The organism is Alloprevotella tannerae ATCC 51259 (assembly GCF_000159995.1).
Classification (GTDB): domain Bacteria; phylum Bacteroidota; class Bacteroidia; order Bacteroidales; family Bacteroidaceae; genus Alloprevotella; species Alloprevotella tannerae.
The window spans coordinates 137639-153035 of the sequence record NZ_GG700642.1; the positions used below are offsets into that span (position 1 = coordinate 137639).

General features: G+C 43.5%; 9 protein-coding genes and 3 pseudogenes. 7 read left to right on the plus strand and 5 right to left on the minus strand.

Annotated elements, in window-relative coordinates; translation table 11 throughout:
* The first annotated feature begins 67 nt into the window (after positions 1-67).
* Positions 68-2551 (plus strand): TonB-dependent receptor, encoded by a 2484-nt coding sequence (locus GCWU000325_RS00615; RefSeq protein ID WP_006253936.1) that lies wholly within the window; start codon positions 68-70, stop codon positions 2549-2551.
* A 142-nt stretch (positions 2552-2693) separates the two neighbouring features.
* Here GCWU000325_RS00615 and GCWU000325_RS00620 read toward each other — a convergent pair whose 3' ends face one another.
* Positions 2694-3920, minus strand: a complete 1227-nt coding sequence (locus tag GCWU000325_RS00620; protein WP_006253937.1) for a sugar MFS transporter — start codon at positions 3918-3920, stop codon at positions 2694-2696.
* Between the two features lie 305 nt (positions 3921-4225).
* On the opposite strand from GCWU000325_RS00620, the gene GCWU000325_RS00625 reads away from it, so the two are divergent.
* The 4 genes from GCWU000325_RS00625 (at position 4226) to GCWU000325_RS00640 (ending at position 8507) form a co-directional block, all read left to right on the plus strand.
* Entirely contained in the window at positions 4226-4717 is a 492-nt protein-coding gene (locus GCWU000325_RS00625) for a 3'-5' exonuclease (RefSeq protein WP_006253938.1), read from the plus strand.
* Positions 4718-5283: 566 nt separating this feature from the next.
* Complete coding sequence (dnaK, locus tag GCWU000325_RS00630; protein ID WP_006253940.1) at positions 5284-7179, plus strand: molecular chaperone DnaK; 1896 nt, start codon at positions 5284-5286, stop codon at positions 7177-7179.
* A gap of 66 nt (positions 7180-7245) precedes the next feature.
* On the plus strand, positions 7246-8052 hold the full coding sequence (locus tag GCWU000325_RS10855; RefSeq protein ID WP_006253941.1) for a RipA family octameric membrane protein: 807 nt from the start codon (positions 7246-7248) through the stop codon (positions 8050-8052).
* Entirely contained in the window at positions 8049-8507 is a 459-nt protein-coding gene (locus GCWU000325_RS00640) for a DUF6078 family protein (RefSeq protein ID WP_006253942.1), read from the plus strand. Before GCWU000325_RS10855 ends, GCWU000325_RS00640 begins: the two co-directional genes overlap by 4 nt.
* 535 nt (positions 8508-9042) lie before the next feature.
* Here GCWU000325_RS00640 and GCWU000325_RS00645 read toward each other — a convergent pair.
* A complete protein-coding gene (locus GCWU000325_RS00645) occupies positions 9043-9906 on the minus strand; it encodes a hypothetical protein (protein ID WP_244832860.1) in 864 nt (287 codons plus the stop codon).
* A gap of 113 nt (positions 9907-10019) precedes the next feature.
* Between GCWU000325_RS00645 and GCWU000325_RS00650 the strand changes: the two are divergent.
* Positions 10020-10508 (plus strand): annotated as a pseudogene (locus tag GCWU000325_RS00650) (relaxase/mobilization nuclease domain-containing protein); the annotation flags it as partial.
* Positions 10509-10510: 2 nt separating this feature from the next.
* Complete coding sequence (locus GCWU000325_RS00655; protein WP_006253945.1) at positions 10511-11173, plus strand: hypothetical protein; 663 nt, start codon at positions 10511-10513, stop codon at positions 11171-11173.
* Positions 11174-11352: 179 nt separating this feature from the next.
* Here GCWU000325_RS00655 and GCWU000325_RS00660 read toward each other — a convergent pair.
* From GCWU000325_RS00660 to GCWU000325_RS00675, 3 genes and pseudogenes are all read right to left on the minus strand, one after another.
* Positions 11353-11949 (minus strand): annotated as a pseudogene (locus GCWU000325_RS00660) (transposase family protein); the annotation flags it as partial.
* A gap of 267 nt (positions 11950-12216) precedes the next feature.
* Positions 12217-13670: pseudogene (locus GCWU000325_RS00670) on the minus strand (IS4 family transposase).
* A gap of 484 nt (positions 13671-14154) precedes the next feature.
* Positions 14155-14970, minus strand: coding sequence for a class I SAM-dependent methyltransferase (locus tag GCWU000325_RS00675; RefSeq protein WP_006253949.1), 816 nt, complete (start codon positions 14968-14970; stop codon positions 14155-14157).
* Between the last annotated feature and the right edge of the window lie 427 nt (positions 14971-15397).

A 15397-nucleotide genomic window follows, 5' to 3' on the forward strand; every position in this document is an offset into this window, starting at 1 on the left:
ACGATCTTTGCTGTATTATCCCTTTCTGCTTACACCGAAATAGCGAACTAACAATAAAGAATATGATATGAAACACACCTTTAATACCGTAATGTACGCTGCGGTTTTAGCGCTTGTGCTGATTTCCACCTTACCGACACAAGCACAAACAGTTGCAAGCTATACCATCAAAGGCCTTGTTGTTGATTCTGCCAACGCACAGCCAGAACCTTATGCCACAATCAGACTCTATCAAGAAGGGAAGCACAAGCACCCAATAGCCACCGGCGTAGCAGATGAACAAGGCGTTTTCAGCCTTACTTGCACGCAAGCGGGCCGATATACGCTCGAAGCTGCCGCTTTGAGCAAAGGATTTTGCAGCCGCGACTTTGTTTTGGCTGAAGAAAAACAAGTTGATTTGGGCCGACTCGCATTATTTATGAGCGAAAGCGATTTAAAGACGGCCGTAGTTACAGCTAAAGCGCCTTTGGTGAAAGCTACGGGCGATCGCATCAATTATGCCGTAAAAGATGATCCGGAATCCAAGACACAAAGTCTTTTGGATATGCTGCGAAAAGTGCCACTTGTGACCGTTGATGGGCAAGATAAAATTACGGTTAACGGCAGTGGGAGTTTCAAAGTTTACGTTAATGGCCAGCCCAACAAACTCATGAGCAGCAATCCCGGAGAAATATTCAAAAGTTACCCGGCATCGGCGGTAAAAAGCGTGGAAGTAATCACTAACCCCGGCGCAAAATACGACGCAGAGGGAGTTTCCGGTATTCTCAACATTATTATGCAGACGCAAGACAACACGAACGGCTACACGTTAACGCCCGGCATTCGCGCGAGTCAGCGAGGCATAAACGAAAGTTTGTTTGCAATGGTCAAGCAAGGTAAGCTGACGCTCTCCGGCAATCTTAATCTTTTTCAAAGCAAATCCATCCCAACTGATCTTTTAATTGAGCGAAAAACAATCTCCGCTCCCGGCTACTTACTCTTTCACAACGAGGGCACAGCCACACAACGCTCACACGGAAATATGGGTAGCCTCGAAGCTAGTTATGAATTTGATGCACACAACTTACTCAGCGTTTCAAGCAACTGGTGGGGGTTCCGGCAAAATCAAGATGTAACGGGCGAAACACGCTTACTCAAGGACGGCGTCACCTACTTGGGCGGCAATCATCGCTCAGGCACACTGAAAAATGGAATGGACAACATTGAGATCGGCGTTGACTACCAGCACGCCTTTAAGCACCCGCAGCAAAAGCTGACGCTCTCTTACCATTATAGTAATGGGAAGACGACAGCTGACAACTTCTATTGGTTTCATCAAGTCGTAAATCAAGCCGGACTGCTTGACCAACTCACAAAAGGCACAATGAAGTCGCCGGAACACACGGGGCAAATCGACTTTACCACACCGCTTTCAGCAAGTCAGACGCTGTCGACCGGCGTAAAGTATATCGCGCGCAGAAACGTCAGCGATTTCGACGAACTTACGCGCCCTTCTGAAACGTCAACGCCATTGACGCCGGACCCTTCTCGTTCTTCTCATTATCGTCACAACAACAATATCGGCGCAGCTTATGGCGAATGGGCTTATCAGCGCGACGCACTCGCCTTGCGCATCGGCCTACGCTTCGAGACTTCACGCATTGAAGTAAAGTATCCTGATGGTTCAAAGCCATCTTTCTCCAAGACGCTCAACGATCTCGTGCCATCAGTCAGTGCAAGTTGGAATCTCTCCCCCACCCAAATTATAAAAGCCAACTATAACCTGCGTATTAACAGACCGAGCATAGATGCTCTCTCGCCCTATGTGGCTCGCAACTTTCCGGGAATGCTGAGTTATGGTAATCCGAATCTGACCAGCACACGTTGGCACAATTTCGAATTGGGCTATAATCGCTTTGGGCGCGTCCTAACCCTAATGGCCTCGCTCAAATATACGACAACGACCAACGAAATGTCCAATTATAGTTTCTTTGACGGACGCTTGCTCAACTCAACCTATGGCAACCGCACTCACGCAAAAATCGGTACGTTCAACCTCAATGTAATGTGGAACGCGACAAAAACTACGCGCCTCAACGTCAACGCTGCCCTCAACTATGATGACTACAAATCATACGCAAGCGGCGAGCACAATCACGGTTATAGCGGCTCGGTCTTCGCTAATCTGACGCAGGATCTTTGGTGGAAACTAAAATTGGGCGTCACGGGTGGTTACTTCCGCGGCAGATACACGCTACAAGGCTCGCAACCCACATTTCATTTCAACAGCCTTTCGCTCACGCGCTCTTTCTTAAAGGACGACCGCTTAACGGTAACGTTGGTGGGAGCTAATCTTTTCTTCCCACAATTAAAAATGACGAACGAAACCATCGGAAAAGACTTCACCAACATTCAGCGTTTCACCATGCACGAGAATATGGTGTTTGCCGTCGGCGCAACCTGGCGCATCGGCCATTTGAAAGCAGCCGTCAAGAAAGCAGATCACACGATCTCCAACCAAGACGTAATCAAGCAAAAGAACAACCAGGGCGCACAAGCCGTAGGTATGTAATATGACGAAGCCGGAGCAGTAATCTTCAGACCTGCTCCGGCTTTACTATATATTATATAATGTGTAGCCGATGTAGAATAGACTACACTTAATCTGCAAAAGATGAGTTTTTCATCCACCTCACCACTCCGTTAATCCTTACTCAACTACCACTACCCCATTGTTTATACTTCGCAGCATAAACAAAAATAACGACAAAACAGATTAAAGGGACGATAAAGGCAAAAGCCATCGACGTTTGCTCCGCTATGGCAGCCATCAGCGTTGGTGCAGCGGCACCGCCCACTATCGTCATAATAAGATAAGACGAAGCGCGCTTTGTTGCCTGGCGTAATCCGCGAATGGAGAGGGCAAAAATCGTCGGAAACATTATACTTTCGCAGAAGTAAACGCCCAATAAGGCCACCACGCCGATGTTCCCGCCAAAGAAGACGATTAGCATCGTGCCGCCCATAGCCAACAAAGCATAAAACGCGAGCAAGCGTTCAGGACGTATGCGTCCCATTAGCCAACTCCCCGTCAAGCGGCCGACCATAAAGAGTCCCATACAACCAAACGACAACAAAAGTGTAGCGGTCTGATTCGAAAGTCCCACTTCGGAAGTCGTCGTAAAATTGATGAAAAAACTATTGATACCGGTCTGGGCCGCAACGTAGAGGAAGAGGGCTACAAGTCCGAACGTAAAATGACGCTGTTGCCAAAGACTACGCCCCACAAGTTCTTCGCTTGCTTCGGATTCTTCGCTACCCACTTCCGGCCATTTCACACGTGCAAAAGCAAAAACAGCCAGCCAGACAATAATACCGATCACGGCATAAGGCAGTACGACGTCATCGTCTTGCGCACCGGAGCGAAAGAGAAAGATACCCACTAAAGGACCAAGAATCCAGCCCAAACCATTAAAAGATTGGGCGAAGTTGATGCGGCGTTCTGCTCCTTCAGGCGCACCCAGTACCGTAACGTATGGGTTTGCCGACGTCTCCAAGCAAGTTAAGCCGCAACCTAAGATAAACAAACAGCCGACAAAGAAGTAAAAGGAAAACAAATTGGCTGATGGAAGCAGACTACCGGGCACGAAAAGCAATGCACCGAGCCCAAACAAGCCTAAGCCGGTCAAAACGCCGGCCCGATAACCAAAGCGACTGATCAACTTACCCGCAGGCAGCGCCATCAAGAAGTAGCCGCCGTAGACGGCGTTCTGCACCAGCGCCGACTGCATCATAGAAATATTGAGTGATAGTTGGAAATGCTTATTCAATACGTCCAGCATACTATGAGCAAAACCCCACATAAAGAAGAGTGAGGTAATAAGCAGAAAAGGAAAGAGGTAGTTTTTACCCTCTTTTGTCGTCGTGATAGACCATTTCATACGAAATAATTCTTTATTTGTTTTCTATTTTTCGCCGATCGGCCGACTTGCGCGCATTGAGGCCTTACGATTGAGGCCCTAATGCAAAGTACCAAATGGCGGCGATGCCACTTTTTAGTTCTTCGCGTGTGCAAAATTAAAGCAAATGCCCCATTTCCCCATTAGTTGCACCTCAAAAAGCGTGCTAATATCTTAAAAGCGCGCAGCCTTACGCAAAAATACATCCCACAACGTCAAGTTACTTAAGAATATGACTACCTTTGGCGCAATGCTTCATCCGCTATTATTTATATACAACTGAAAGTATGTTAGACTTTGCTGCAATAGATTTTGAAACGGCCAATCAAGCGCGCAGCAGTGTCTGCTCGATCGGCCTCGTCGTCGTAAGAGGCGGCGAGCAGGTCGATTCTTTTTACGCGCTTATCCGCCCTGAGCCAAACTATTATTGTTATTGGAACTCACGCATTCACGGATTGCGTCAATCTGACACGGAAAATGCACCTGTGTTTAGCAAGGTTTGGACTGAGATCGCACCGCTTATCGAAGGGCTACCCTTGGTAGCGCACAACTGCCGCTTCGATCAGGGCTGCCTTAAAGCCGTCTTTCAGGTCTATCAAATGGATTATCCCGACTATACATTCTTGGATACGCTGACAGCCGCGCGCCACGCACTCCCCCATTTAGACAATCATCAGCTCCACACCGTGGCTGCCGCCTGCGGTTACCAACTTGAACAGCATCACCACGCGCTAGCCGATGCGGAAGCCTGTGCTGCCATTGCGAAATTGCTATTGTAGACCCTACAGAGCCTGAATCTACCTCGAAATCTCTACGTTCTCCACGCATTCACCTTTTATATGGAATGCGCCCAACTTGCTTTCCCGTTGTTTGCTCCCGGCAAACTATCGTTTGGTGACGGCAAACCATCGTTTCTTCCTGCCAAACTATCGTTTGCTCCCGGCAAACGAAACAACAAGGCATTATGCGCGCCAATAAATAAATGGCCGCTTCGCACCATTGCCCTCTTGTCAGCCATTCTTCAGTAATACTACAAAACTACAAGGACAGACTTCCTGCAAACATAGCATCCACCTCTTGCCATCGCATCATAATATTGACCGATAGCCTCATCTGCCACGTATCGTCAGGGGGTATCGCAACAAAGTAAGACAAACTGATCCGCAAAATACACTGACAAGATTACATTTTGGCACAACGCTTGCTTATTTAGGGACATACTCGCCCCAAAGGGTGATAAAGCGAAAGAAATTTCAAATATCACGCCTCAAATATCAGGTTTGGCACGCCACTTGTATTTTAGTGGGCAGATAAATAAGTAACAACAATAAAACAAAATATAACTATGGGAAAGATTATTGGTATCGACTTAGGAACGACCAACAGTTGTGTGGCCGTTTTTGAAGGCAATGAACCTCAAGTAATAGCCAACAGCGAAGGAAAGCGCACGACGCCTTCTGTCGTAGCCTTTGTTGATGGCGGAGAACGCAAGGTGGGCGACCCCGCCAAGCGACAAGCAATTACGAACCCGACACGTACGGTCTATTCGATCAAACGTTTTATGGGTGAAACTTTCGATCAGGTGCAGCAAGAAATAAAGCGTGTACCTTATGAGGTAGTGAAGGGCGAAAACAATACGCCGCGCGTGAAAATAGACGACAGACTCTATACGCCGCAGGAGATTTCAGCAATGATTCTTCAGAAAATGAAGAAGACGGCTGAGGACTTCTTGGGCGAAGAGGTAAAGGACGCAGTCATCACTGTGCCGGCTTATTTCGGCGATGCGCAACGTCAGGCTACAAAAGAAGCCGGTCAGATCGCCGGTCTCAACGTGCGCCGTATCGTGAACGAGCCTACGGCAGCAGCTTTGGCTTATGGTTTGGACAAGACAAAGCAGGACGCAAAGATTGCCGTGTTCGACTTAGGCGGCGGTACGTTTGACATTTCTATTCTTGAATTGGGCGGCGGCGTATTTGAAGTGCTCTCGACCAATGGTAATACGCACTTGGGCGGCGACGACTTCGACCACGTCATTATCAATTGGTTGGTAGAGGAATTTAAGAACGACGAGGGTGCCGACTTGACGACCGACCCGATGGCTATGCAGCGCTTGAAGGAAGCTGCGGAAAAGGCGAAGATTGAATTGTCTTCTTCGACGACAACGGAAATCAACTTGCCTTATATTATGCCGGTGGGCGGCGTGCCCAAGCACTTGGTAAAGACACTCACACGGGCAAAGTTTGAGGCTTTGTCTCACCAGTTGATAGAAGATTGCAAGGTGCCGTGTCAGGAAGCCTTGAAAGCTGCAGGTCTGCAACCGAGCGACATCAACGAGGTGATCCTCGTCGGCGGTTCAAGCCGTATCCCCGCTGTGCAGCAAATGGTAGAAAGTTTCTTCGGCAAAGCGCCCTCCAAAGGCGTTAACCCGGACGAGGTGGTAGCCGTGGGCGCTGCCATTCAAGGCGCAATCCTTAATAAGGAAAGCGGTGTGGGCGATGTAGTCCTCTTGGACGTAACGCCGCTCTCACTCGGTATCGAAACGCTCGGTGGCGTGATGACGAAACTCATCGATGCCAACACGACAATACCGGCCAAGAAGAGCCAAGTATTCTCTACAGCCGAAGATAACCAGCCGGAGGTGACGATCCACGTACTTCAAGGCGAGCGTCCTATGGCGGCGCAGAACAAAAGCATTGGCCGCTTCAACTTAACGGGCATCACGCCTGCTCGCCGCGGCGTTCCGCAAATCGAAGTAACCTTTGATATTGACGCCAACGGTATCTTGAACGTCAGTGCAAAAGACAAAGCAACGGGCAAAGAGCAAAGTATTCGTATCGAAGCTTCAAGCGGTCTGACAAAAGAGGAGATCGACCGAATGAAAGCTGAAGCCGACGCAAACGCGGAAGCGGACAAGAAGGAGAAAGAACGGATCGACAAACTGAACCAAGCAGACAGTATGATTTTCTCTACGGAGAATCAATTGAAAGAACTTGGTGAGAAACTCCCGGCCGACAAGAAGGCGCCGATCGAAGCTGCACTCCAAAAACTCAAGGATGCGCACAAGGCGCAAGACCTCGCCGCCATCGACACCGCAACTGCCGAACTCAACAATGCTTGGCAAGCCGCCAGCGCTGAGATGTACCAACAGACAGGTCCTCAACCAGGCGCCGAAGCCGGCCAGCAAGAGCAGCCAAAGCAGGATGACACCATCCAAGACGCAGATTTTGAAGAAGTGAAGTAAATAAGAATTATAACCGTGCCCCAATGGTAGCAATGCCATTGGGGCTTTTTAGAATCATCAAACACTATGACACAAGATCCAAATACAAAGAGAAAAGGAGAAAGTATATCAAAAGAGGAATATATAACGTGTTATACTTCCGCAGGTATCAGCACTTTAGGGAAAGAAAGTGATAAAGACCTGATAAAGGAAGCTTTTGAAATAGCACTTGATACAAGAAAGTTTGAGATTGATTTATATTGGAAACGCACAGCCTATTTTGTTCTCTTTATTGGTGCTATCTTTGTTGGATATTATAATGTTTTTTCAAATTCAAAATCACATTGGGTATCTTTATTTATTGCTGCTTTAGGCTTCTTATTATCTCTTTTATGGTATATGGCAAATCGAGGGAGTAAGTTTTGGCAAGAGAATTGGGAGGCTCATATTGAGGAATTAAGTACGTATTTAGGAACTCCTATATTTGGTATCATAAAAAGCCGTAAAGATTCTATATACAAAGTAACGGGGCATTATCCTTTCTCTGTTTCAAAGGTAAATCAAATGGTTAGCTTAATTATTACAATCAGCTGGTTCCTAACTTTTATTAAAGAGGCTTTCATTTTTAATGAAAAAGATAAACAGACAATCAAAGATTATGGTATCATTGATAATATTTTGACTTTCTTAGAGGATAATATTTTGTGGAGATTTGTTTTAGTTTTTATTATAATCTTGTTGTCTTGTGTTGTAATATTCCTATGCAAAGGATTTGCAGCCAAAAAACTAGACAAAGAAGATAGCATTAACTATTTCTGGAACTACAGTTCAGAGTTGAAGCTTAATAATATCTCTAGTGACGATGGTAAAAAACAAAAAGAAACAGTTCAATGACCCAAGAAGAATACAACCAATTAGACACCGACTTTGCGCACTGCGCAGATACCCATTGTGAGAAAGCAGGCAAATGCCTGCACCATACTGCCTACAAGATGCTGGCAGGGAATAGGAATGAAACCTATAGGATAGTGAACCCGGCTGTGATAACGGGCGCGCAGCCCTGTCCGCTCTTCGACCCCGACCACAAGGAACGCTACGCGTGGGGCATCTCCCGCATCTACGACAACGTGCGCGCTGCCGACCTGCACGGAGCAAAATGGAAAGTCATGTCGTGCTTCGGCGCTGACGTTTATTACAAGGTGAAGCAGCTGCGCCGCGCCATCACCGAGGAAGAGCAACAAGACGTCCGCCTCGCCTTTACCGAAATGGGCTACGACGGCTCTGCCATCGAATTCGACCGCTATGAAGAACAGTATCCCGCACTGATGCGGTTGGCAAGATACGAGTAGGCTCCGAGCCCCCTATACTTGAGATACGGCCGACAGTTCCTTAACATGTTCTTATGGAAATATATAAGACATGGGATATTGGACACGTTTGTCCAATCGTTTGGACTAACTTGTCCAATGAGATGGACAGACGTGTCTAATTGGTTGGACAAACGTGTCCAAAACCGTTGATTCGGAAGAAATCATTTAGTAATATGAATAGGAATACTGTGTACAGGAATTAATTGACAACTTTGGTCCTTAATTGGAAATCGACTTTACCCATATCGTTTGTTAAGTTCAAATGCCGTTGTAGTGGTCTTTTTTTGAATTCATAATTAATTGATAATTGTCTTTTAATTGCAAAACCAATCTTTAGATGCCATAATACGATGAGAAATCATGTATGCGCATGCCACTTGCAACATACTGATTTAACAAAATAGGTACTATTGGCTTCATTGTGCTGACTCATAACTTTTTACTCCTTTAGGGATTAGAAGTTGTCAACTTATTTTGTACACTATAGCTACGCCGTATAGGGTTATACTAGTTATTATGTTTTTCTGTAAAGGCTTTTGTATTTAAATTCTTCAATGACTTCTATATCAAGGCATTCTTGCACATTCCTATTTGATTGGGAAAGTTTTCCACCAATGACTAAGATTATCTCGCTATCAGGTATTTCACCTTTAACTTCGGCTTCAGCATCCAATATTGCTTTGTATTTTACGCATTGGAAAAGCCCACGGAGAATATCAGCATTAGGAGCGAGTTTGGGCTTGACCTCTACCGCAACATTTGCTTTGGGGAAGAAAACATCTACTCTGTCACCTGACAATAATATATGTTCCAAGATACCTTCTTCGCTTATTTGCTTGTCAATAGCTTCTGGATGGGCAGCAATAAACTCTTTCATCAGTTTGTGCTCTTTCCTCTCTCCTCCAAATCCAAATGCACCAGAACGAATAATATCTTCATCAGCTTGGCTAAGATAAGGTTTTAATCCAAGTAAAGCCAACACATAATCCCACTTCTCGTAGTTAAAAGCTTCATTATTTGCGTTTTCCACAATAATCTGCTTTTCCGTGAAATCCATCTCGTCATACTTAGGATGCACATAACTAAAGCCTCCGGAAGGTATACCTGCCTTCGCATTTGAGACTAATGCATTCAGAGTGGGTATTTTCTCCAAACCGGCTTCTTCCTGCAATTGTTGGAAGACCAACTGAACACTACCGAGTTGATGGCCAATACGTTGCCAATCTTGATAGCCAAGCAACCTGCTCAAATCACCATAAGTATGATTTGTTTCTTTCCTTTTTGCCCATCCGACCAAGATCGGTATGATTTGCCGGACGAGTTTTGGAGTTTTTTCTCCAGTACACGCTTCATCTATGATATATGAATAGTCTTTCATTGAATATATGTTTTTAGATTGTTTACAATCAATTTCTTCATTTCGACATTCCATAGGCCACTGCTTTTGTTTTACGGAATACAAAGGTACATTAAATTATCGGAAAGATAGACAAATACTGTTTATATTTTGCCAAGAGCAAAGTCAAGGAACACCGCTTAAAAGAACCCGATAAGACCAAATATGAAATCTATCAAACGTTGAAAGCAGAGATTGCTCGGTGCAGGAATTGGAAAGACCTTCTTGCTCACTTGGAAAAACAAGATATAGATGTCCGCTTTAAGTACAAAGGCAACTCACAGGAAGTGCAGGGGATTATTTTTGAAAAGAACGGCTATCATTTCAATGGCTCTAAAGTGGATAGGGGTTTCAGTTATTCCAAGATAGACTTTGGCCTGCAACAGAATGATAGAGAACACAAACAGCAGATACAAGGAACGATAAATCTTATCTCTAATGTTGCAGATGTTACAAGCGAAATAGCCAACGACCTTATAGAAGGAGGATTGGGATTGTTCCAAACTCATGGCACAGTCCCTGCGGAGGTTTACAACACACTTGACAAAAAGAAGAAAAAGAAAAAACGTAAAATACATTTATAACTATGGCAGATAATAATACATTCGTCCTCTTTGAGGAAATCAAAAACAAACTGGAGACAACTTACAAGGAACTAAAAGTATTGAAAGAAAAAGAGAACTGTCCGGTCTCTCCTCATGTTTCCTCCACACTTGTACAACGTGACGAACAGCAGGAACAGGAATTGCTCAATCAGTATGAACAGCGAACAAAAGAAGTGATTAACAAGTATATTGGTGTGCAAGTGCGCATCAAGGACGAGGAGGCTAAATCCATGGACAAATTGGTGGCAAGCGTCTTGACCATGTTGCACGAGTGGCAGGAGCAGAAAGAGCAGCCAAAGCAACAAGAGCATATCCATAGACACAGCTTTGACATCAAGTCGTCGAAAGTCTTTATTACTGTGGTGGCAATATCTATGCTTTGTTTTGTTTCTCTGGTCGGCAATTACTTCTTGTGGCAAAGTAAACAGAAATACAAGGATGATGCCTTGAAATTCCGAATCATCAGAGTTTGGGGAGGATGTAGCCCAAAGGAAATCCTATGGCTTAACGATGTATTTGACATTCATCGCAATGAAAAGATTATCAAACTAATCAAGGAAAAAGCAGATGATTATGACATGGAATTGAAGCAAAAGGCAGATAGTTTGATGCAGAATAACCTGCAAAATAAGAAAAACAAATAGTGTTGAATACATAAACTTTAATAAGACCTTAATTCCGCAGTATTATTCCTTGTGATATAATTTTATACATTGAGATGACTTTTTTGAGCTTTATACATTGATGCGAGTTTTTTTTGGGGGGGCTTGCATAGGCGTAAAATCCCCCACCCAAACCAATGGGGAATGTGAGAGTACAAAGACATGCTGTCCTCTTGATGGAATCTCACATTGGTGTTGCCGTCACGGTTCTCACCTCCGACTATGATGCCCCCGATGGAAGCCCAACCAGGGAAATAGCCAAAATCCTGCTTGTAGGAATACTTTGCATCGAACTTGTGGGCAGGAACAAACTGGTGGTCAAAGTCCAGGTCAACATGGCTGCCTGCCTTTATAAGCCCCATTCTTCGTATCATCCGTAAAAGTAAGGTGTTCAGCTTCTCTGCAGTGTTGAAACTGTAAGACCTGCCGGAGGTTTCGCTCTTATAGACAATATTCTCTTCGGCAAGCTCCTTCAGTCCGCGCCCCACGGTGTCGGCACTGGGTAATAGCGTACCAGGTCTCTGCCTGAACTGTCCGATAAGCACATTGATGTCCTCAAGGCATTCTCCACCACAAAGGTAACTGAAGAAGAGAGAGCCGAAAACACTTCCATAACAGAATGCTTTGCCGCTACTTCCACGTTTGCCCAATACAGATTCAGTAAGTTTTTCAAAGCCCAACTTTGAAAAAACGTCCATAATGTGATAAATTCCACCGAAAGAAGTGATATTCTCGTTTTTAATTGCTACCTTTGTCATGTCAGATTTTTGCTTACTTGTTATGTTTACAGCACCAAGATAGGTGAAATTCCTGACATATCCAAGTGTTTTGAGAACTTTGTTTCTCAGACACTTGGAGTTCTTACAAGAATTTATGCTGCGGAATTAAGGTGTATGAAAAAAAATATTATTTCTTTTGTTTTTTTGTTACTAAAGTTTCCCACCCCTTAAAACACAGGCTTTTCTCATTCACCTTTGCCTGTCGTTCCCCATATCCATTGACTTTTAACACATGCCTAACAGGAATTATGTAGTCTGTCCATATACTTCATCCCACTTTTTTAACGCTTCAGCCATTACAAGGATTTTGCTCATCTCTTTGTCACTGCCGCTGATTGTAGCCATAAGCTGTTGGGGCGTCATCCCAAGCACTTCTCCTAAAATGCGAAGAATGCGTTCGATACAGGCAAGAACTCGCCTCCATAACGTGAGTGCCATGAGATCACCCTCCATGTCTGAAAAGAGTTCGCCCATGGTTTGATATTCTGTGAACCTCTTTTCCAAAGCCATGACGGTATATGTAAGGTAACACAGCGTAGCATCGGCTATCTGACCATTGAAGTCGCAACCTTGATAACTTCCTAATCCGAGATACTGCTTAGTCTCCTTGTTCATCACCTCTATGTTCCATCTGATCTGATATACTTCAAAGGCTTTTACGAAAGACATCGCAGTATCCGTGGTGAGCAGGACGTTCCATGTGGAGTTTCTACCATACTTGATGAAGAAGATTCTAACTGGTATATCTCCTAAGTTGCCGTTGAACTGAATATATCGACATTTGTATTTACGATAGTTCTTTCCTCGTTCACGTTCATAGGTGGCAATGAGTTCTGCAGCATTTTTCTTCCTGCCTAATATTGTGTATTTCGTCTTTCCCATTTTAGCAAGTCCGACAAAGTGCATCGCCCCTTTACCTATGCTTCTAACACATGCCATAAGTTGCTCGCAAGTGAACCAGCTATCGGTAAGCACATACTTCGCATGTAACCCCATCTTCCATCCACGGCGAAGCATGTCCATGGCGACTTCCATCTTGGACATCTTACACTCTTGAAAGCGCTTATAATCAGGATTGCCCGTATTCCTCTTGGTATGATATGCCTTTCTGAGTTGCTATTTTGTCAGCCCGCAGTCGCCTTGTTTTCCCTTTTCTTGATGCAGTGAAAAGTCAAAGGGTATGGTTGTCTTGCCGTCAAAGAAGGCACAAAGTAGCAGTTTGTAGCCCAATACGCATCTGCCTTTCATATGGTCGAAAACACGACTGATACCTTCCATCCTCACGCCACTCTTCTCAAGCACTGTGTCGTCTATGATGAAACAGGTCGTGGTATCGGATAGAGGTGCTTCGCCATACTTACGCAATAGGCACATATAACGCAAGGCAAAGTGGTTCATCAAGCGCCTCCAATCCATCTGCGGGCGAATCATCATGCGATAGAAACAGTTCTTGCCATGATTTGAAAGCTCGTATATCTTATGCTTGCATATATTGTGAATGCTCTTTCCTAAAATGCGGAAGAGGCAAAGAGAAAGGATTAACTCCGAAGCCGAAACCCCGTCCTGTTTCTCCAATAACAGGCGAGATAACAGGTGACCGATGCCAAACTTGCCAAAAGATGAAACAAATCATCACTCATTCGAGTTTTAACACTCAAAAGTTTGGATAACTCACTTATTTTCTCTATTTTTGCTTCCATAACAGTTTGTTGTTTTGTCTTTAAAATCAGTTGTTTGCGATTACTAATTTACAAAGAAAATTCGACAAACTGTTATTTTTCTATCTATTTATTTGGGTGGGAAACTTTAGTTACAAGTTAATACCATTATGATGAACAGGCAGCTTTTAAGTAGTGATAATTACTCAATGACACGGCAAAAAAGTAGAGATTACAAAGAAAAATAATTTATTTTATGTAACTATTCAGAGATAAGATGTATAAACTATTATTGATTATCAATAAGTTACATAAATAGATACAGACAAATGCTAATAAAGAATGTCATTTCAAGCCTTTTTGCCACAATGTTAAGTTCATAAGTTCTTGATATTCAACGTTTATTATCGCTGAATAGTTACTATTTTATTTTCTAACTAAAAATAAACTATTTTTAGTTATGATATTTACTTGATTATCACAAAAAAGGTCATCTTTCTCTATCTGAAAGATGACCTTTTACTATTCAATAAATATCCAATCGCACTATACGCTGATTGAAGCGAATATAACAATACGGAATTTTATAAAGCAGGCGGAATATTAATGGAAAACGTCCATGATCGTAATCGCTCATAAAGTATTCACGGATAAGATGTAAACGATTATTCCATTTCTCCATGTCTTTGGTATGCAGTATGGACCATAAGAACTCCGTATTATCATCCATCTTACTGATTACGTCATGATGTTTAGCTTTCCCTACGAGTACATAACATAAGATGTCCATTAGTATTGTAGCTTTATCCAAGCGGCTACACAATTCGTTTATAAAAGCTTTTACCTGCTCTTCTTTAAAGTACATCAATACTCCTTCAAGAATAATCAGCACGGGGGTATTATACTTCTTTACCTCTTCTATCCATTTGTAGTCGAACAGTGACATTGAAAGAAAAGTATTCGTCTCATTCTCAGGTATAAAACAACGCCGTATATCGATAACTTTTTCTAAATCGAGATCGTACCAATGAGCACAGTGTGGACAGTCAAGACGTTGATATCGAGCGTCAAGCCCTGCCCCCAATTGTATTACGACACCGTCAGGATATTCTTTTAAGAACGTTATCACTTCATCATCAATTAGTTTTGCACGAACACAAACACCAGCCTGTGAGAATTTTCCCTTCTTAAATTTAGAGAAATCATAATCCACATGTTTGATGATCTCTGTTGCATAAATATCCCTCAACAAAGCATCTGGTCGCTTTGTCTCCGTGGCCTTCGCCCAAAGTGTGGTAAGCATTGTTTCGGGAATACCTGTAAGTTGTTTTGTATCCATCATTCTTTATTTTTATTTGGTTCTTAGGAATTATTTATTTCCTGCTTTAATGAGAAGCGCACACCCTTTACTTGGACTGTGCGGCTTCAGAACAAGAATTATGCTAGTATAAACATCCTAAATTACAGTTATGTTCCTTTGTCTCAGTTGCAAAAATATCTTTTTTGTTTGTAAGTAGCAATACTTATAAATAGGTATTTTGACATAATCGCCTTATGGTAAAGATAAATCTATATAGCGTATTATTGCTGTCCGATAAAAGTTTTTTGATTGATATGCCGTTCTTTTGGAGAGGGCAAAAAGTAAAGGGCTGATTTCGTTTTGTAAAGTCAGCCCTTAATGGTTAATTTGTATTCGACAAAAAAACATTTAACCATGGGTAAAAGTACACATTTTAGCGGACAGCCGCTCTATTCTCAGATCATAAAAT